Origin of the sequence: Nonomuraea sp. KM88 (assembly GCF_052245635.1) — a bacterium.
In the GTDB taxonomy this organism is placed as follows: Bacteria; Actinomycetota; Actinomycetes; order Streptosporangiales; family Streptosporangiaceae; genus Nonomuraea.
On record NZ_JBQQCC010000003.1, the window covers coordinates 1 to 17,812 of the forward strand.

Annotated in this window: 17 protein-coding genes; 11 read left to right on the forward strand and 6 right to left on the reverse strand. The window is 69.2% G+C overall.

All coding sequences use genetic code 11. The features are described from left to right. Nucleotides 1–288 precede the first annotated feature (288 nt). Together ACTWPV_RS09675 and ACTWPV_RS09680 are read right to left on the reverse strand one after the other, a co-directional pair. Complete coding sequence (locus ACTWPV_RS09675) at nt 289–1,017, reverse strand: SDR family NAD(P)-dependent oxidoreductase (protein WP_347643093.1); 729 nt, start codon at nt 1,015–1,017, stop codon at nt 289–291. Between the two features lie 181 nt (nt 1,018–1,198). Next, nucleotides 1,199–2,140, reverse strand: a complete 942-nt coding sequence (locus tag ACTWPV_RS09680; protein WP_443151467.1) for an RNA polymerase sigma-70 factor — start codon at nt 2,138–2,140, stop codon at nt 1,199–1,201. A gap of 523 nt (nt 2,141–2,663) precedes the next feature. Between ACTWPV_RS09680 and ACTWPV_RS09685 the strand changes: the two genes are divergently transcribed. The 6 genes from ACTWPV_RS09685 to ACTWPV_RS09710 are packed head-to-tail and all read left to right on the forward strand — an operon-like array spanning nt 2,664 to nt 9,223. Then, entirely contained in the window at nt 2,664–4,004 is a 1,341-nt protein-coding gene (locus ACTWPV_RS09685; RefSeq protein WP_443151468.1) for an ABC transporter substrate-binding protein, read from the forward strand. 57 nt (nt 4,005–4,061) lie between these two features. After that, on the forward strand, nt 4,062–5,018 hold the full coding sequence (locus ACTWPV_RS09690; RefSeq protein WP_443151469.1) for a carbohydrate ABC transporter permease: 957 nt from the start codon (nt 4,062–4,064) through the stop codon (nt 5,016–5,018). Beyond that, complete coding sequence (locus ACTWPV_RS09695) at nt 5,015–5,845, forward strand: carbohydrate ABC transporter permease (protein WP_347643089.1); 831 nt, start codon at nt 5,015–5,017, stop codon at nt 5,843–5,845. Before ACTWPV_RS09690 ends, ACTWPV_RS09695 begins: the two co-directional genes overlap by 4 nt. Further along, on the forward strand, nt 5,842–7,251 hold the full coding sequence (locus tag ACTWPV_RS09700; RefSeq protein ID WP_443151470.1) for a GH1 family beta-glucosidase: 1,410 nt from the start codon (nt 5,842–5,844) through the stop codon (nt 7,249–7,251). Before ACTWPV_RS09695 ends, ACTWPV_RS09700 begins: the two co-directional genes overlap by 4 nt. Continuing rightward, on the forward strand, nt 7,232–8,230 hold the full coding sequence (locus ACTWPV_RS09705) for a LacI family DNA-binding transcriptional regulator (RefSeq protein WP_347643087.1): 999 nt from the start codon (nt 7,232–7,234) through the stop codon (nt 8,228–8,230). The genes ACTWPV_RS09700 and ACTWPV_RS09705 overlap by 20 nt, the downstream gene beginning before the upstream one ends. A 15-nt stretch (nt 8,231–8,245) precedes the next feature. Continuing rightward, the gene (locus tag ACTWPV_RS09710; RefSeq protein WP_443151471.1) at nt 8,246–9,223 is read left to right on the forward strand and encodes a phosphotransferase family protein; all 978 of its coding nucleotides are present in this window, start codon (nt 8,246–8,248) and stop codon (nt 9,221–9,223) included. Between the two features lie 55 nt (nt 9,224–9,278). On the opposite strand, the gene ACTWPV_RS09715 is transcribed toward ACTWPV_RS09710, so the two are convergent. Beyond that, on the reverse strand, nt 9,279–10,073 hold the full coding sequence (locus ACTWPV_RS09715; RefSeq protein WP_443151472.1) for an anti-sigma factor domain-containing protein: 795 nt from the start codon (nt 10,071–10,073) through the stop codon (nt 9,279–9,281). Nucleotides 10,074–10,244: 171 nt separating this feature from the next. Here ACTWPV_RS09715 and ACTWPV_RS09720 point away from each other — a divergent pair, with 171 nt between their 5' ends. From ACTWPV_RS09720 to ACTWPV_RS09730, 3 genes are all read left to right on the forward strand, one after another. After that, nucleotides 10,245–11,450 carry an FAD-dependent oxidoreductase gene (locus ACTWPV_RS09720; RefSeq protein WP_443151473.1) on the forward strand — a complete coding sequence of 402 codons (1,206 nt, stop codon included), beginning with the start codon at nt 10,245–10,247 and terminating at the stop codon, nt 11,448–11,450. Nucleotides 11,451–11,531: 81 nt separating this feature from the next. Then, nucleotides 11,532–12,869, forward strand: a complete 1,338-nt coding sequence (locus ACTWPV_RS09725; protein ID WP_443151474.1) for a class II 3-deoxy-7-phosphoheptulonate synthase — start codon at nt 11,532–11,534, stop codon at nt 12,867–12,869. A 183-nt stretch (nt 12,870–13,052) separates the two neighbouring features. Continuing rightward, on the forward strand, nt 13,053–13,859 hold the full coding sequence (locus ACTWPV_RS09730; protein ID WP_443151475.1) for an SAM-dependent methyltransferase: 807 nt from the start codon (nt 13,053–13,055) through the stop codon (nt 13,857–13,859). 49 nt (nt 13,860–13,908) lie between these two features. Here the strand turns inward: ACTWPV_RS09730 and ACTWPV_RS09735 are convergent, their stop codons facing one another. Beyond that, nucleotides 13,909–14,283, reverse strand: a complete 375-nt coding sequence (locus ACTWPV_RS09735) for a thioredoxin family protein (RefSeq protein WP_347618937.1) — start codon at nt 14,281–14,283, stop codon at nt 13,909–13,911. A 69-nt stretch (nt 14,284–14,352) separates the two neighbouring features. Continuing rightward, a complete protein-coding gene (locus tag ACTWPV_RS09740) occupies nt 14,353–15,054 on the reverse strand; it encodes an endonuclease/exonuclease/phosphatase family protein (protein ID WP_443151476.1) in 702 nt (233 codons plus the stop codon). A 189-nt stretch (nt 15,055–15,243) separates the two neighbouring features. On the opposite strand from ACTWPV_RS09740, the gene ACTWPV_RS09745 reads away from it, so the two are divergent. Next, nucleotides 15,244–16,521 (forward strand): prenyltransferase/squalene oxidase repeat-containing protein, encoded by a 1,278-nt coding sequence (locus tag ACTWPV_RS09745; RefSeq protein ID WP_443151477.1) that lies wholly within the window; start codon nt 15,244–15,246, stop codon nt 16,519–16,521. Nucleotides 16,522–16,645: 124 nt separating this feature from the next. Further along, the gene (locus tag ACTWPV_RS09750) at nt 16,646–17,002 is read left to right on the forward strand and encodes an AraC family ligand binding domain-containing protein (protein ID WP_443151478.1); all 357 of its coding nucleotides are present in this window, start codon (nt 16,646–16,648) and stop codon (nt 17,000–17,002) included. A 3-nt stretch (nt 17,003–17,005) separates the two neighbouring features. On the opposite strand, the gene ACTWPV_RS09755 is transcribed toward ACTWPV_RS09750, so the two are convergent. Further along, nucleotides 17,006–17,602 carry a hypothetical protein gene (locus tag ACTWPV_RS09755; protein ID WP_443151479.1) on the reverse strand — a complete coding sequence of 199 codons (597 nt, stop codon included), beginning with the start codon at nt 17,600–17,602 and terminating at the stop codon, nt 17,006–17,008. Between the last annotated feature and the right edge of the window lie 210 nt (nt 17,603–17,812).

Sequence of the window (17,812 nt, forward strand, 5' to 3'; positions counted from 1 at the left end):
GGGGCTGGGCATCCTGCTCGGCGGCCTCCTCGTCGAAGCGGCCGGACCGGAGCACGGCCTGGCGATCGCCGGCGCCGCCGGGCTGGTCGCGGGAGTGCCGGTGCTGCTGGCCTGGAACAGAGCCACCCACTCGGGTCCGCGCGACCAGCCCCAGAGTAGCTCTCTGTGATCACACCTCTGAAACACCGCCCCGGTCGGGCCGCGTCCAGGGCGAAGCTGTTTCATGAGTCGGTGCAAACGGATGGCTGTCAGAAACATCTCGGCTCGTGCCGGCGCTCGCCCAGATTTTCACCAGGCGATGGGGCCGAGGCGATCGATGAAGATCCCGGTCGGCCCGTCAGAGGCGAGCGTCGCGAGCTCGATGATCGGATCGCTGCCCTCGGCGACCGTCAGCTCGCCCGTGTGGATGTTCATGTCGGTGGCGGTGAACTTGCCGTTGGCCACCTCGCCGGGGGTCACGGCGTTGAACTTGATGGCCGGCAGCGCCTGGGCGTATCGGACGGTGATCATGTTCAACGCCGCCTTCGACGAGGTGTAGGCAAGTTCGTACATCTTCGAGACGGCTTGCGCGGGGTCGGTTACGACGGCGATAGACCCCCCGGCGCCGGTGACCATCACCACCCGCGGGTTGTCGGCCGCCTGCAACAGCGGCAGGAACCCGTGCGTGACCCGGACCGGCCCGTACACATTGGTGTCGTAGACGGCGTGGATGTCCTTGGCTGTCGCGTCCGCCGGGTTGACACCGCCGCCCGGCGTGCCGGCGTTGTTGATCAGCACGTCGATCCGGTCGGTGTGCTCCCGGACCAGCCGCACAGCCCCGGCCACCGACTCATCCGAGGTCACGTCCAACGGAACCATGATGACGTGTGCGCCGTCGGCGGCCAGCTTCTGCGCGGCGGCCCTTCCCCGACCCTCGTCACGTGAGCCGAGGAAGACCGTCCAGCCCAGCTCTCCGAGCCTACGCGCGGTCTCGTAGCCCAGCCCTTTGTTCGCTCCAGTGATCAATACTGAGGTCATGTTCTCTCCTGACGTCGTTGTACTTATGGCCATGTGACGGTGCCGACCCGATTCCTGTGACACTGCCGATTGACGTGGTCACAAGGCGGGCCGGTACGCACGTGTGCCGATGAACGGATGCCTTCGCTCGGGATGCTCCGCACTGCCGCGATGCCGTGATCAAGGCGCGGCGGCTGACGGACTACCTCAGCGTGAGTGGGGTCTCGGATGCGATGCGGGTCAGCTTGGCCGGGTTGCGGACGTAGTAGAGGCCGGTGATGCGGGCGTCCTCGACCCGGACCGCGATGACGCCGTCGATCTCGCCGTCCACGCGGAGCAGGAGCGCCGGGTTGCCGTTGACCACGGTGGGCTCGCTGGTGAGCGCGATCCGGGCTCTGCCGAGACCGTTGACGATCATGCGGGCCACCTTGCCGGCGCCGGTGATCGGCTGCGGCACGGCCTGCTTGACGCCGCCGCCGTCGCTCACCAGAACGACCTGCGGGGCGAGCACGTCCAGCAGCCCCTGCAGGTCCCTGGTCTCCAGCGCGCGCCGGAACGACTCCAGAGCCGCCCGGGCCTGGCCCGGCGAGACCGCCTCGCGCGGGCGGCGTGCCTCGACGTGCCGGCGGGCGCGGTGCGCGATCTGGCGGACGGCCGCGCAACTCTTGCCGACGGCGGCCGCGATCTCCTCGTGACTGACACCGAAGACCTCACGCAGCACGAAAACAGCCCGCTCGGTCGGCGACAGCGTCTCCATGACCAGCATCAGCGCCATCGACACACTCTCGGCGAGCTCGACGTCCTCGGCCACGTCCGGCGCGGTGAGCAGCGGCTCGGGCAACCAGGAGCCGACGTAGTCCTCCTTGCGGCGCCGCATGGTGCGCAGCCGGTCCAGCGAGCGCCGGGTGACGATCCGTACCAGGTAGGCGCGCTGGTCGGACACCTGCTCCAGGTCGACCCTGACCCACCGTAGCCAGGTCTCCTGCAGCGCGTCCTCGGCGTCGGCCGCCGAGCCGAGCATCTCGTAGGCGACGGTGAACAGCAGGTTGCGGTGGGCGAGGAACGCCTCGGTCGCCGGGCCCATCCGGCCGCCACCGGCCACCGGCCCGGCGCTGCCCGTCGCCGCATCCCCGCGCTCGTCCATACCCGGCTCCCGCCTGTCCACCCGTAATCGTTGCTCTATGCACAAGGCGCCGACGCCCGCCACTGTGTGACACCCGAGACCGGTGACACACGTCATATGCCTGCACTGTCACAAAGTCCGGGCGCCGACGCCGCGGTCAGGACGCCGTGCGGACGATGCGCGCGGCACACCACTGCCCGGTCCCTCTCTGTCAGAACCGTCTCCAGGCATGGCCCAAAGCCCTTAACTGACCGGCATTGCCGCCAGGCGCGGTGACGGCCGCGCTGGAGACATGCCCTTGATGCGACACAAAAGATGTCTCTTGTGGTGGGAGCGCTCCCAATCGGCTCTTTGCGAGGTTTGAGGCCATACATCCGGTTACACAGTGATAAACCGCACCATTGGTAACGGTTGCGTTTCGCGGGATTGACGCACAGAGCGGGCAAGTGCACCCTTTGTGGGAGCGCTCCCAAACACTCCCACCGCGGCGGAATCCGAGGCCGCGGTGCTCTCCCCAACACATTCACCCGAGAAGGGGTCCACCATGATGATCAGCAAGCGTCGCGGCGGTCTCGCCGCGGCCTCGGCCCTGGCTGCGGTCGCGCTGACCGTGGCGTCGTGCGGTTCCGGCGGCAGTTCCGAGTCAAGCGGCGCGCCGGCCTCGTCCGCCCCTGCGGGACCGGTCACCATCCGCGTGCAGACGTTCGGCGGCGGCACCAACTTCGGCTACAAGAACGCCGTCGAGAAGTGGAACGCCGAGCACAAGGACATCCAGATCCAGCACGAGAACCTGACCGACCAGTTCGAGCAGCAGTACTGGCCGCAGATGATCCAGTGGCTGCAGGCCGGCAGCGGCGCGGGCGACGTGGTCGGCATCGACGAGGGCGGCATGGGCCTGGCCAAGGCGCGCACCGAGTGGTGGGCCGACCTGAAGGAGCACGGCCTCGAGTCGCGCAAGGCCGACTACCCCGCGTGGAAGTGGGAGAACGGTGTCGCCCCCGACGGCAAGCTGTTCGCCCTGGGCACCGACATCGGCGGCATGAGCCTGTGCTACCGCAAGGACCTGTTCGAGAAGGCCGGGCTGCCGACCGACCGTGACGAGGTCAGCGCGCTGTGGCCCACCTGGGACGAATATCTCGAGGTCGGCAAGCGGTTCCAGTCGAAGGTCAAGGACACCAAGTGGGCCGACGGCACCAACACGCTGTACCAGGTGGTGCTGTACCAGGAGGCGGCCAAGAACGGCAACGTCTCCTACTTCGACAAGGACAACAACCTCATCGTCGACAAGAACCCGGCGGTCAGGACGGCGTTCGACTTCGTGCAGAAGCTGAGCCAGGACGGCCTGACCGCCAAGCTGCGCAACTTCACCGACGAGTGGGCGACGGGCACCCAGAAGGGCGCGTTCGCCACGCTGGGCTGCCCGTCCTGGATGCTCGGCGCGGTCAGCGGCAACGCCGGTGACGACGGCAAGGGCAAGTGGGACGTGGCCGCGGTGCCCGGCGGCGGCGGCAACTGGGGCGGCTCCTGGCTGGCCGTGCCCAAGCAGTCGAAGCACCCGAAGGAAGCGGCCATGGTCGCCGACTACCTGACGCAGGCGCAGACCCAGGCGAGCGTCTTCACCGACTTCGGCAACATGCCGAGCAACACCAAGGCCCAGCAGGACCCGGCGGTGCAGGGCGCGAAGAACGAGTACTTCAACGACGCCCCCATCGGTGACATCTTCGCCAAGTCCGCCGCCAGCCTCCAGCCGGTCTTCCTCGGCGTGAAGCACGCCCAGGTCAAGAACGCCACCGAGGCGGTCATTCAGGGCATGGACGACGGCTCGGTCCCCTACGGCAAGGCCTGGCAGCAACTGGTCGACGACGCGGTCAAGGCCGCGGGCTGATCTCCCCGCCCGGCCCGCCCCGCGGCGGGCCGGGCACGTTGCCGTGAAAGGTCTGTTATGAGCATCGACACCCTTCCCCGGGCGACGCGGAGCGGTAATCGCCGCGCCCGTCCGCCCGGCCGCCGCTGGCGTTCCCGCCTGGACGTCAAGGCGATGCCGTACGCACTGGTGTCCCCGTATTTCCTGCTGTTCGCCGCCTTCGGGCTGTTCCCGCTGGCGTTCACGCTCTACTACTCGCTGTACGACTACGACCTGACCGGCACCACCGAGTGGGCCGGGCTGGGCAACTACACCGCGCTGCTGGGCGACGACGACTTCTGGCGCGCCACGGTGAACACGGTGGCCATGTTCGTCATGGCCACCGTCCCGCAGATGTTGCTGGCGCTGTTCCTGGCCAACGCGCTGAACAAGCGGTTGCGCTTCCGGCTGGCGATCCGCATGAGCGTGCTGCTGCCGCTCGTCACGTCGGTCGTCGCCGTCGCGGTGGTGTTCACCCAGCTGTTCGCCCGCGACTGGGGCCTGGTCAACTGGCTGCTCGGCATGTTCGGCGTCGAGAACACGAACTGGCGGGCCGAACGGGTGCCGTCATGGATCGCCATCGCCACCATGGTCGACTGGCGCTGGACCGGCTACAACGCGATCATCTTCCTGGCCGGCATGCAGACGATCCCGCGCGACCTGTACGAGGCCGCCTCCATCGACGGCGCCTCCCAGCGCAGGCAGTTCTGGCAGATCACGCTGCCGATGTTGCGCCCCACCATGATCTTCGTGGTGCTCAACTCCACGATCGGCGGCCTGACGTTGTTCTCGGAGCCGATGACGTTCTACAACGGCAATCCCGACGGCGGGTCGCAGGGCCAGTTCCAGACGGTGGCCATGTTCGTCTACAAGGAGGCCTTCCGCGAGTTCGACTACGGCTACGCCTCCGCGGCCGCCTGGCTGCTGTTCCTGCTGATCCTCATCGGAGCGGCGATCAACTTCCTGTTCGTGCGCAGGATCGGGGGCACGCGATGACCATCTGGAAACCGTCCGTCCTCACGAGGGTCCTGCTCGGGCTGGCCATCTTCCTGTCGGCCTTCCCGCTGTACTGGATGCTGGTCATCGCCTCGCGTACGAACTCCGACGCGGTGGCCTCCCCGCCGAAGTTCCTGCCGGGCGGGAACCTGGGCCAGAACATCATCGCGGTGCTCAACCACCCCGAGGCCAAGTTCGTGGCCGGCCTGACCAACTCGTTCATCGTGGCGAGCGTCGTCACCCTCTCGGTCATCATCATCTCGACGCTGGCCGGCTTCGCGTTCGCCAACCTGAACTTCAAGGGACGCAACGCGCTGCTGCTGCTCGTGCTGCTGACGATGGCGGTGCCCCTGCAGCAGATGGGCGTGGTCCCGCTCTACCGGCTCATGGTGAGCCTGGAGTGGACGGGCACGCTCAAGGCGGTCATCCTGCCGTACCTGCTCAACGGGTTCGGTGTCTTCCTGATGACGCAGTACACGCGGCAGTCCGTGCCGATGGAGCTGGTCGAGGCCGCCCGGGTCGACGGCGCCGCCACGCTGCGCATCTGGTGGAACGTCGTGCTGCCCGCGGTCAGGCCCGGCATGGCCGTGCTCGGCATCAACACGTTCATGCTCATGTGGAACGACTACATGTGGCCTCTGATCGTGCTCAACCAGGACAACCCGACCGTGCAGATCGCGATCAACTCGCTCAACGCGAGGTTCTCCACGGAGTACTCGTTGATCTTCGCGGGAACGGCGCTGTCCATCATCCCGCTCATCGCAGTATTCGTCGCATTCGGCCGCCAAATCGTCGGCGGACTCATGGAAGGTGCGGTCAAGGCGTGACGACACAAGAGGAACAGACGCGTACCGGGCTGCGCTTCCCCGCGGGCTTCGCGTGGGGCGCGGCGACCTCGGCCTACCAGATCGAGGGGGCCGTCGAGGAGGACGGGCGAGGGCGGTCCATCTGGGACACCTTCACCAGGAAGCCGGGACGGGTGCTCAACGGGCACAACGCGGACGTGGCCATCGACCACTACCACCGGTACAAGGACGACGTCGCCGTCATGGCGCGGCTGGGCCTGTCGGCCTACCGCTTCTCGGTCTCCTGGCCCCGCATCCAGCCGGCCGGCACCGGCAGGATCAACCAGAAGGGCCTCGACTTCTACAAGCGGCTCACCGACGAGCTGCGCGAGCACGGCATCGACCCCTGGCTGACCCTCTACCACTGGGACCTGCCCCAGGAGCTGGAGGACAGGGGCGGCTGGCCCAACCGCGACGTCGCCTACTGCTTCGCCGACTACGCGGCGACGGTGCACGAGGCGCTGAAGGACCACGTGCACACGTTCAGCACCGTCAACGAGCCGTGGTGCGCCGCGTTCCTCGGTTACGCCTCCGGCGAGCACGCTCCTGGCAGGCGCGAACCGGAGAACGCGATCAGGGGCGCGCACCACCTCAACCTGGCGCACGGCCTGGCCGTGCAGGCGATGGGCGCCCGGCGCGTCGGCGGCAGCGTGAACCTGTACGCGGTCACGCCCGCCACCGACAGCGCGGAGGACCTCGACGCGGCCCGGCGCATCGACGGCCTGCAGAACCGGTTCTTCCTGGACGCCCTGCTGCTGGGCAACTATCCGGAGGACGTGCTGGCCGACCTGCCCGTCGAGATGGACTTCGTCCAGCCCGGCGACATGAAGATCGTCAACGCGCCCATCGACGTGCTGCTCGTCAACTACTACAGCCGCTTCACGGTCTCGGGAGCACCAGGCGGCGCCCAGTCGGCCGCCGCGGCCCCCACGGACACGGGGTCGCCGTGGGTCGGCAGCGAGCACGTGTCGTTCGTCAACGGCGGCCGTCCGACGACGGCGATGGGCTGGGAGATCGACGAGTCCGGCCTGGTCGAGGTGCTCACCAGGGTGGCCCGCGACTACCCCGCGATCCCGATGGTGATCGCCGAGAACGGGGCCGCCTTCGACGACGTGCTCGACGACGGCCGCGTGCACGACCACGAGCGGCGGGCGTACGTCGAGGCGCACCTCGGCGCCTGCAAGCAGGCCATCGACGCGGGCGTGCCCCTGGAGGGCTATTTCGCCTGGTCGCTCATGGACAACTTCGAGTGGGCCTGGGGTTACGGCAAGCGGTTCGGCCTGGTTCGGGTGGACTACGAGACGCTGGAACGGCTGCCCAAGGACAGCGCGCTCTGGTACTCGGAGATCATCCGGCAGAATAGGCGACATGAACCGACCGACTCTTGAGGCAGTCGCGGCTCGGGCCGGGGTGGGCCGGGGCACGGTGTCGAGAGTCATCAACGGCTCGCCGAACGTCAGCGCCAGGGCCCGCGAGGCCGTTGAGCTGGCCATACGCGAGCTGGGCTACGTGCCCAACCGCGCGGCGCGGGCGCTGGTGACGCGCCGCACGGACACCGTGGCGCTGGTGGTGTCCGAGTCGCAGCTGCGCGTCTTCGACGAGCCGTACTTCGCGGGCACCATCCGCGGCATCGGCTCGGCGCTGGCCGAGACCGGCCTGCAGCTGATCCTGGCCATGGCCAGGTCGCCGGAGGAGCACGAGCGACTCGAGAACTACCTGACGGGGCAGCACGTCGACGGCGTGCTGCTCCTGTCGCTGCACGGCGCCGATCCGCTGCCGGGCCGGCTGGAGGCGATGGGCGTGCCCACCGTGCTCGGTGGCCGGCCCGTCGGCCTCGACCCCTACAGCTACGTCGACATGGACAACAGGGCCGGGGCCCGGCAGGCGGTCAAACACCTGCTGAGCCTCGGCCGCCGCGCGATCGCCGCGATCGCCGGCCCGCAGGACATGGGCGTGGGCGTCGACCGGCTCTCCGGCTACCGGGACGCGCTGCTGCCCTCGGGCCTGCCGGAGCTGGTGTCCTACGGCGACTTCTCCGAGCAGAGCGGGGCCGTCGCGATGGCCGAGCTGCTGCGGACGCATCCCGAGCTCGACGCGGTCTTCGCCGCGTCCGACCCGATGGCGCTGGGCGCGATGCGCGTGCTCAAGGCCGCGGGGCGGTCGATCCCCGGCGACGTGGCCGTGATCGGGTTCGACGACTCCAAGGCCGCGCTCAGCGCCGACCCGCCACTGACCACCGTCCACCAGCCGACCGAGGCCATGGGCCGCCAGATGGCCCGGCTGCTCGTCGCCCGCATCAACGGCGAGGAGCTGCGCCAGCCCGTCGTCATTCTCGACACGCACCTGGTACGCAGGGAGTCCGCCTGAGGAAAAGGGGTTCTCGTGGACAGCAGGACGAAGCGCCGGTTATCCGCGGCCGAGCTCGACGCGCTGGCCCGGCGCGCGCTGGGCGCGGGCGTCGCGTTCGCCACCGAGCTGACCGACGGCTTCGCCAACGCGGTCTGGCGGCTCGCGCTCGACGACGGCCGCGAGGTGGTGCTCAAGCTGTCGCCGCCGCCCGAGCTCGACCAGCTCAGCTACGAACGCAACCTGCTGCGCATGGAGGCCGCCGCCTACGAGCACGCCCTCAAGGCGGGCGTCCCGGTGCCGTCGCTGCTGCGGGCCGGCTTCGACGACCCGGTGCTCGGCGGCGACTACCTGTTGCTGAGCGCCCTCGACGGCGTGTCGTGGAACGACGTCAAGCCCGACGGCGAGGACGCGCTGCGCAGGGAGCTCGGCCGCCACCTGGCCAGGTTCAACACGGTGACGGGCGAGGTGTTCGGCTACCCGCACGCCGGCATCGTGGGCGCCACGTGGCGCGAGGCGTTCCTGTCGATGGTGGCCGCGCTGCTCGGCGACACCGAACGTTATCCCGCCCCGCTGCCGCGCCCGGCGGCCGAGCTCATGGCCGTGTTCGAGGCCGCCTCTCCGGTGCTCGGCGAGGTGACGACACCCCGGCTGGTGCACTTCGACGTGTGGGCGGGCAACGTCTTCCTCGACCTGAGCGGCCCGCCCAGGATCCAGGCCATCATCGACCACGAGCGAGCCTTCTGGGGCGACCCGATCGCCGAGTTCGTCACCCCGACGATCTTCGGTGAGCTGCGCGAGGACGATCCGCTGCTGGCCGGCTACCGCGAGGTGACGCCGCTGGAGCTCACCCCCTCGGCGCTGACCCGGCTCGACCTCTACCGCGCCTACCTCTACCTGATCCTGCTGGTCGAGAACGGGCCCCGGCAGTATCCGGAGGAGGAGTACGCCAGGGTCCGCGACCGCTCGCTGTCCGCGCTGGACGTCGTCCTGCGCCGCCTCTCCCACGGCTGACGGAAAAGCCCGGCCGCGCGCGTGGCGCGCCGTCGGGCGCGCGGGGTCCGCGCGTTCAGGCGGCGGGCAGGCGGGCCACCATGATGGGGCGCGTGGTGGGCCTCTCGGAGCCGCCCGCGGGCTCGACGGTGAGCGCCACCCGCCGCCCGCCCTCCAGCGGGGCCACCACGGGCACGGTCACCCCGCCGGCCGCCCGGTCGAGCAGCCCGGCGGGGCGTGCGCCTTCCGGCCCCGTCAGCCACAGCTCGTAGTCGTGGGAGTCGGGCAGGTCCCGCAGCCCCGACGAGGTGAACACCATCCGTCCCGCGGAGCGCGAGACCACCACCGTGCCGGTGCCGCCGGTGAAGACGGGCAGGCGCACCGTCCGGACGTCGGGCGCGGCCAGCACGGCGGCGACCTCCCCCGTCCTGGCGGTCAGGTCGCCGAGGTCGCGGCGGGCGTCGACGGCCACCGCCCCGAACGCCGCCGCGGCCGCGGCGCACACCGCCGCCAGCCCTGCCGGCACCTTGGACCGCCGCCACCCGTCCGGCGGACCGGTACGGCGGCGTTCCCGCGCACCGGTACGGCGGCGGCCACGCGACCCGGCGCGACGATCCTCCGGCGGACCGGCGCGAGGGCCCTCCTGCGGGCTGGTGCGGCGGTGTGCGGCGGCCAGCAGGCGGGCGCGCAGGGTGGCGGGTGGGGGTTCGGCCGCCGCCTCCGCCAGCCAGGCGGCCGTCTCACGCAGGTGCCGCACCTCGGCCGCGCAGCCGGGGCACGCGCGCAGGTGGTCCTCGAACAGAACCTCCTCGGCGTACGGCAGCGCGTGCACGGCGTAGGCGCCGGACAGGGCGTGGAGGTCGTCGTCCATCGGTTCCTCCTTCGCTGGAGATCCCGGTCCGGGGATGTCCCGCCTGCGGGCGTGGGAAGGAAGTCAATGTCCACTCCCCTGTGAGAGAGGCGGCTCACGCATGTACTTCGGCTGCCCGGGCATGTCGGATGCCCACGGCCCCGGCTCTTCTGGTTCACCGGGTGATGGCTCATGGGATGCGTGATAGCGGGCGGCGGGCCGGCGGGCGCGGTCCTCGCGCTGGTGCTGGCCAGGGCGGGCGTCGAGGTGACGCTGCTGGAGAAGCACGGCGACTTCCTGCGCGACTTCAGGGGCGACACCATCCACCCGTCGACCCTGCAGGTGCTCGACGAGCTGGGGCTGGCGCGGGAGTTCCTGCGCCTCCCGCACAGGAAGGCCTACGAGGTCGGAATCGTCACCGACACCGGCGAGATCAGGCTGGCGAACCTGCGCGGTCTGCCGGGCAAGTATGACTACATCGCGTTCGTCCCGCAGTGGGAGTTCCTCAACCTCGTCACGTCGGCGGCCGGCAGATATCCGAACTTCCGGCTGCTGATGAACGCGGAGGCGTACGACCTGGTCCGCGAGGGCGACGCCGTGCGGGGGCTCCGCTACCGGGACGCGTCCGGCGAGCACGAGATCAGGGCAGCCCTGACCGTGGCCGCCGACGGGCGTTCCTCGACGCTGCGCGAGCGGGCCGGGCTCGTGCCCGAGGATCTCAGGGCGCCCATGGACGTGGTGTGGTTCGCGCTGCCCAGGAACGACGGGGATCGTGACGACACGTTCCTGCGGATCTCGAGCGGCAACATGATGGTCGCGATCAACCGGGAGACCTACTGGCAGCTGGCGTACCTGATTCCCAAGGGAGGATACTCCGCGCTCGTGAGCGGTGGCATCGACGCGCTGCGCGAGCCGGTGGCCAGGCTGCTGCCGTGGCTGGCCGACCGGACCGGCGGGATCGGCGGCTACGACGACGTGAGCGTGCTCACGGTCAAGCTCAACCGGCTGCGCCGCTGGCACCGGCCCGGGCTGCTGTGCATCGGGGACGCCGCGCACGCCATGTCGCCGGTGTTCGGGGTGGGCATCAACCTGGCCGTCCAGGACGCGGTCGCCGCCGCCAACCTGCTGGCCGGCTCGCTCAGGTCCGGCGCGCCCGTCCCCGAGCCGACGCTGCACCTGGTGCAGCGGAGGCGGATGGCGCCGACCAGGGTCACGCAGGCGGCCCAGCGGCTGGTCCAGAACCTGGTGATCCGCCCGGCCCTGTCGCGCCGGTTCGACCCGTCAGGGCTGCCCACGGACCTGACGAAGGTCCCGCTGGTCAACCGGATGATCCCGCGGTTCGTCGGGCTCGGTGTGCGTCCCGAGCACGTGTACGTCAGGGAAAGCCCGCCGCTGTGAGCCCGTATCCGGATAACTGCCTTCTCACAACGTGGACAATGGGGTCGGTGGGGCCGACGCAGTGGAATACCCTCGTATCTCGTGAGCAGCAATCTCGTGGATCTCGATTCCTGGCGAGCCCTCCCCGCGGCGCAGCAGCCCGACTGGCCCGACCCCAGTGAGCTCGACAAGGTCGTCGCCGAGCTCGGCGGCCTGCCCCCACTCGTCTTCGCGGGCGAGTGCGACCAGCTGAAGGACCAGCTGGCCGCCGTGGCCCGCGGCGAGGCGTTCGTCCTGCAGGGCGGCGACTGCGCCGAGACCTTCGCCGGCGCCACCGCCGACAACGTGCGCAACAAACTCAAGACGCTGCTGCAGATGGCGATCGTGCTGACCTACGCGGGCAAGGTGCCGGTCGTGAAGATCGGCCGGGTCGCCGGGCAGTTCGCCAAGCCGCGCTCCAAGGGCACCGAGATCCGCGACGGCGTGGAGCTGCCCGCCTACCGCGGTGACATGGTCAACGGCGTCGAGTTCACGCCCGAGGCCCGCAGGCCCGACCCGTGGCGGCTGCTCAAGGCCTACCACTCCTCGGCCGTGACGCTCAATCTCGCGCGCGCGTTCACCAAGGGCGGCTACGCCGACCTGCGCCAGGTGCACGCCTGGAACCAGGACTTCGTCGCCGAGTCACCGGCCGGGCGCCGTTACGAGAAGCTGGCCAGGGAGATCGACCAGGCGCTGGCGTTCATGCGGGCCTGCGGGGCCGACCCCGAGGAGTTCCACACGGTAGAGTTCTACTCCTCGCACGAGGCGCTCATCCTCGACTACGACCGGGCGCTCACCCGCATCGACTCCCGCACCGGCCTGCCCTACGACGTGTCGGCGCACATGGTCTGGATCGGCGAGCGCACCCGCCAGCTCGACGGCGCGCACGTCGACTTCTTCTCGCGCATCCGCAACCCGATCGGCGTCAAGCTCGGCCCCACGACCACGCCGGAGGAGGCCGTCTCGCTCGTCGAGAAGCTCAATCCCGGCAACGAGGCGGGACGGCTCACGTTCATCACCCGGATGGGCGCCTCCAAGATCCGCGAGTCCCTTCCCGCGCTGGTCAAGGAGGTCAGCGCGACGGGGGCCCGGGTGGCCTGGATCTGCGACCCGATGCACGGCAACACCTTCGAGGCGCCGAGCGGCCACAAGACGCGGCGGGTCGACGACGTGCTCGACGAGGTGGCCGGCTTCTTCGAGGTGCACAGGTCGCTCGGCACGCATCCGGGCGGCATCCACATCGAGTTCACCGGCGACGACGTGACCGAGTGCGTGGGCGGGGGCCACGAGATCGGCGAGACCGACCTCGCCACGCGTTACGAGACGGCCTGCGACCCGCGGCTCAACCGCAGCCAGTCGCTCGACCTCGCCTTCGAGGTGGCCGAGCTCTACCGCGGCTGACCCCTGACCACGCGTCCGGCCCCTTTACGGCACCGGACACGAGCGGCCCGGCCGTCCCGTCGCGGGGTGGCCGGGCTTTCGCCTGCGCACCGCGCCGGGCATGCCTGTCACAGAACGTGACATGCGTCTCAATGGCGCTCTCGGTCATCCCGTTTTCCGGAGATTTCGGGCGTTTACCCCGCTATGATCGCCGCAAACAGGGCGAAATTTCGGGAGAAAAACGTGGATGATGCCCCCGAGGGGGTCGACCCCAACGTCCCTAACGTCGCGCGAATGTACGACTACTTTCTCGACGGCAAGGACAATTTCGCGGCCGACCGTGCAGCGGCGGAGCAGATCCTCAAGAACTTCCCCCATACCAAGGAGGCCGCCCGCTCGAACCGGGCGTTCCTGCGCCGCGCCGTACGCCATCTCGTGGACGAGGGCACGCGGCAGATCGTGGACCTCGGAGCCGGCCTGCCGACCCAGGGCAACACGCACGAGATCGCCCCGGAGGCGCGCGTCGTGTACGTCGACTACGACGCCGTGGTGTGCGTGCACGGCAGGGCGCTGCTGGCCCGCCGCGACGACGTGGACTTCCTCCAGGCAGACGTACGACGGCCGGAGACGCTGCTGGACAGGCTGGACGGCCTGGTCGACTTCGACCGGCCGGTGGCGTTCCTGATGCTGACCGTGCTGCACTTCGTCCCCGACGAGCTCGCCCACGAGGTGGTGGCGAAACTGCGGGACGCGAGCGCGCCCGGCAGCCACCTGGTCGTCAGCCACGCCGTGGACCCCACGCCCGACATCACCCCGCAGGCCCTGGAGGTCTACCGCACGGCCACGGCCGCGCTCAACCTGCGCACCCGCGAGGACATCCTGCGCTTCTTCGACGGTTATGAGCTGGCCGAGCCCGGGCTGGTGCACCCGTACGACTGGCGCACGGACGACCCGGGCGACCCGGGCAAGGGCATCACCTTCGGGTACGTCGGAGTCGGCCGCAAGCCCTAGCCCGCCGGGCGCGCGAGAGCCCCGCCGGTACCGGCGGGGCTCGCCAGGGTCAGTTCTTCTGGGCGTTCTTCAGCTCTTCGTTGAGCTCCGCCCTGATGGCGTCCATGTCGAGCGCCCGAACCTGCCTGATCAGGTCTTCCAGCGCGGGAGCCGGGATGGCGCCCGCCTGGGCGAAGACCACGATGCCGTCGCGGATGGCCATCAGCGTGGGGATCGAGGTGATGTCGAACCCCTGCGCGAGCCCCTGCTCTGCGTCAGTGTCAATCTTTCCGAACGTGATGTCGTCGTGCTTCTCCGACGCCTGTTCGAAGATCGGTCCGAACTTCTTGCACGGAGGGCACCACTCGGCCCAGAAATCGAGCAGGACGATCCCCTTGTCGGCGATGTCGTTGAAGGTTTTCTCTGTCACTTCGATGGTCGCCACAAAAGGCTCCTCGTTCGTTGGTACGTCTGTGACGGTTAGAACTCATTACCCTGCCCGGTGATTCCGGCTCTACGCCAGAGCGAACTCCACCACCTGGGCGGGGTGGTCGGAGAAGGTCTCGACGGTCTTCAGCGTCACCGCACGCGCCCCTTCGCCGTGCAGCACGGCGTCGCGCCCCGTCGAGTGAACCGGCTCGAGAGGCAGGTCGAGCAGGTCCCGCCTGGGGGTGTTGAAGTCGCCGCCCACGAACGTGAGGGGCAGCATGACCCGCTCGATCTCCTTGCCCGCCCGGTCCCAGATGTGGCTGAAGGCCGGGTCCTCAGCCCGGTGCCCGAACCGTCCGAAGGGCACCATGTGCAGGGCGGCGACCGCGATCATGCGGCCGTGCCAGGCCATCCGGGCGGTCATCAGGCCCTTGTCGAAGGAGCGCAGGCCGTTCGCGGCCAGCTCGGGGTTGGGCAGGATGACGCGGTTGACGCCGTCGAGCGGGAGCCTGGCCGCCAGGGCGATGCCGGCGGAGCCCGGCACGTGCATCGCCTGCGACAGCACGTGGCCGGCGACGTGCCGCAGCGGGGTCTGCCCGGCGATCGACTCCAGCATCGGGGAGCGACCGCCGCGGAAGGGCACCTCCTGGAGAGCGATCACGTCCAGGTCCAGCTCCTGGATCAGCCGCACCACGTCGTGCGTGCCCGTGTCGTCTCCGTCGCCCTTCCAGCCCTCCCGGACGTTCCATGTCCCGACGCGCAACCCGCGCGCCGGCGGTTGATTCACGTGCGCCATTGCACGCCGCCTTCTGTATGGGGGTCGTCCACCGGACGACTCCGTCGTCGTCCGGATGCGAGCAAGCCTACGATGCGACACGCCAGGAGGACACTCCAACCGAATGAGCATCCTTGTGACGCCAGCCCTCATTGCCGCGATAAAAGGATATGAGGTCCATCGTGTACCGCTTGGGGGAACATGCCTGGAGTGGTGGGTCAGGAGGAGCCTGACGTCCAGCGCGGCCTGCGCCGGGCGGAGCAGTGGCTGCGATCGTGTTACAAGTCCTCGCCGGCCTCGTCCGGGTGGGGTCACCACGTCGACGAGGATCCGACGGAGTGGGGCGGGACGCTCGACGGCATCCGCGGCATGCTGGCGATGAAGGCGGAGCCCACCTCGGAGATGCTGACCAGCGCGGCCGGCTGGCTACGCGGCCGGCAGAACCCCGACGGCGGCTTTCCCGCCAGGGAGATGAAGTACTCCCCCGCCGAGGCCACCGCGTGGGTCGTCATCGCGCTGCGCGACATGGGCTGGCACTGCGGCAACGACGAGCACGTCCGGCGGGCCGTGGACTACCTGCGTCAGTGCGTGGACGAGCAGGGCGCCGCGGCCACCACGAAGGACGACATCGGCAACCCGCGCACCCTGCCCACGGCGCTCACGCTCTGGGCGCTGTCCCTGCAGGACCGCCTGGACGACATCCGCGGGCAGATCACCACGCGGCTGCGGCACATGCAGGAGCCCGAGAGCAAGGGCTGGGGCATCACGGTCGGCGCCGCCCCCAACGCCGCCACGACGGCGCAGGTCCTGCACGCCGTGCGGCTGGCCGGGGTGCCGGAGGACTTCGACTGGGTCAGGGAGGGCGTGACGTACCTCCTTGATCGGCAGAAGGCCGACGGGTCGTGGGAGAACAGCTACGACGAGTGGTTCACGGCCGCCCTGGACCGCACGCCGTGCCGGTGTGTGCACTTCGGCACCGGCTGGGCCCTGCTCGCCCTCACCGACTTTCCCTCCGATCCGCGCTGCCATGAGGCGGCGGAGCGGGCGGTGCGCTATCTGATGGAGCGCCAGCGCCCCTCCGGCGCCTGGCTCTTCGAGGAGTACGACCCGACGGAGTTCGTCTGGTGCACCACGCAGGTCATGGTCGCGCTGACGAAATGGCTGGAGATCCGCCGCATGCGGCCGGTTGGAACGGTGGAAACCCGGCGGGCCGCCGAGCGGGCGAGCGCGGCACGCCGGCTGGCCGCATGGACACGCGAATCGTTTCTCTACCTGGCTTTCGGCGCTTTGTCCGTGGCCCAAACATGGGAATTCATCCAGCCGGTACTGTCGGCCGTCCTGACCGGATTCAAGATAGATGTCGAGGGCATCTGGACCAACCTCATCAGCTCCGTCCTGTGGGCGGGCCTCTGCCTCGCTCTGGCCTGGCTCGGCAAGCGGATCCACAAAGGAAAGGCAGGCGAACGCGAGGTTCATTGATAACCGCGTTCGAAGATGAAAGAATTTAGGTTTGTACGTTCGGCCACGCGCGGCCAGAGCACGGCCTAGGCTCCCAGTGGAGCACCGGCAGGTTCACAGCCCTCCACGGACCGGGAAGGTGAGGATGAGCACCCACGTGTTCTTCGAGCCGCACGAATGGAGCTTCCAGAAACTCGGGCATCGGGGCAAACTCTTCGAGTCGGGCAGCGCGGTGACGAGCAGCAACCACCTCATCATCGAGATCGACGGCCGCCTTCCCGCGTGGTTGTGCCAACTGGAGTGCGACTTCGTCTACTACGTCCTCGAGGGCCACGGGACGTTCCACATCGAAAACCGGCAGGAAAACTGCAAGCAGGGCAATCTCGTCACCATTCCGAGAGGCACGAAGTTCACCTACGAGGGCGACGCGCTGAAGATGTTGCTGACTTCGACGCCGCCGTGGGGGCCCGCGCAGGAGCGGGTCTTCGACGACGCGGACTGACGCTCACGCTCCGGTGAGCACGTCGAGCAGTGAGCCGAGCTTGTCCATGATCTCGCCCTCCGCGAGGTGCCGCATCGACCGCGACGGCGGCATCCGCGTCCCCGAGGGCACCAGCACGTGCGAGAAGCTCCGCCGCACCGGGCCCCTGACCACCATGGTGGCGGTCATCGGATCCCGCCCGGGCGCGGCCAGCACACGATGATAGGTGTCACGGTGCATCCGGTAGAACGACCCCGCCGTGACCTCCGCGTCGAGTGACACGCCGAGCGAGACGCGGCCGGTCCGCGCGAAACCGTAGTCGCCCAGCACGCCGCCGGGCGGCATCGTGGACTCGTAACAGTCGTAGGTCTCGCCTTCCCGCGCCCGGTGCAGCAACTGGAAGCGCAACGATCCGGACAGCACGAGCGAGCTGAAATCCCATGCGTGATTATGAATGGTCTCGTCCGAAACAACGCCGGTCCACCAGAGATGCACCCGGACTTCCAGCCCTTGGGGCTCGCGGTGCAACGAGATCCGGTCGAATCCATTCGGATGCGCGTACGAACGCGCCGCCACCGTTTTCCGCTGCTCCGCGTCACCGGCGAGATTTCCGAGAGCCATCCGCAGCACGGCGTGGGCCCTCTCGGGCGACAGAGCCTCCGCGCTCACAGGGTAGGCGCCGGTGGCCGGTGAACTCGTGAGGCGATTGAACGCGTGGCCGCCCATCAAACCCTCTTGACGTCAGTAAGATCCCCTTGCGTTGAGATTACGACTCCTCACACAGCTAGAAAAGGGGGGCAGTTTGCCAAATATCATCTACTGTCCCCCTTC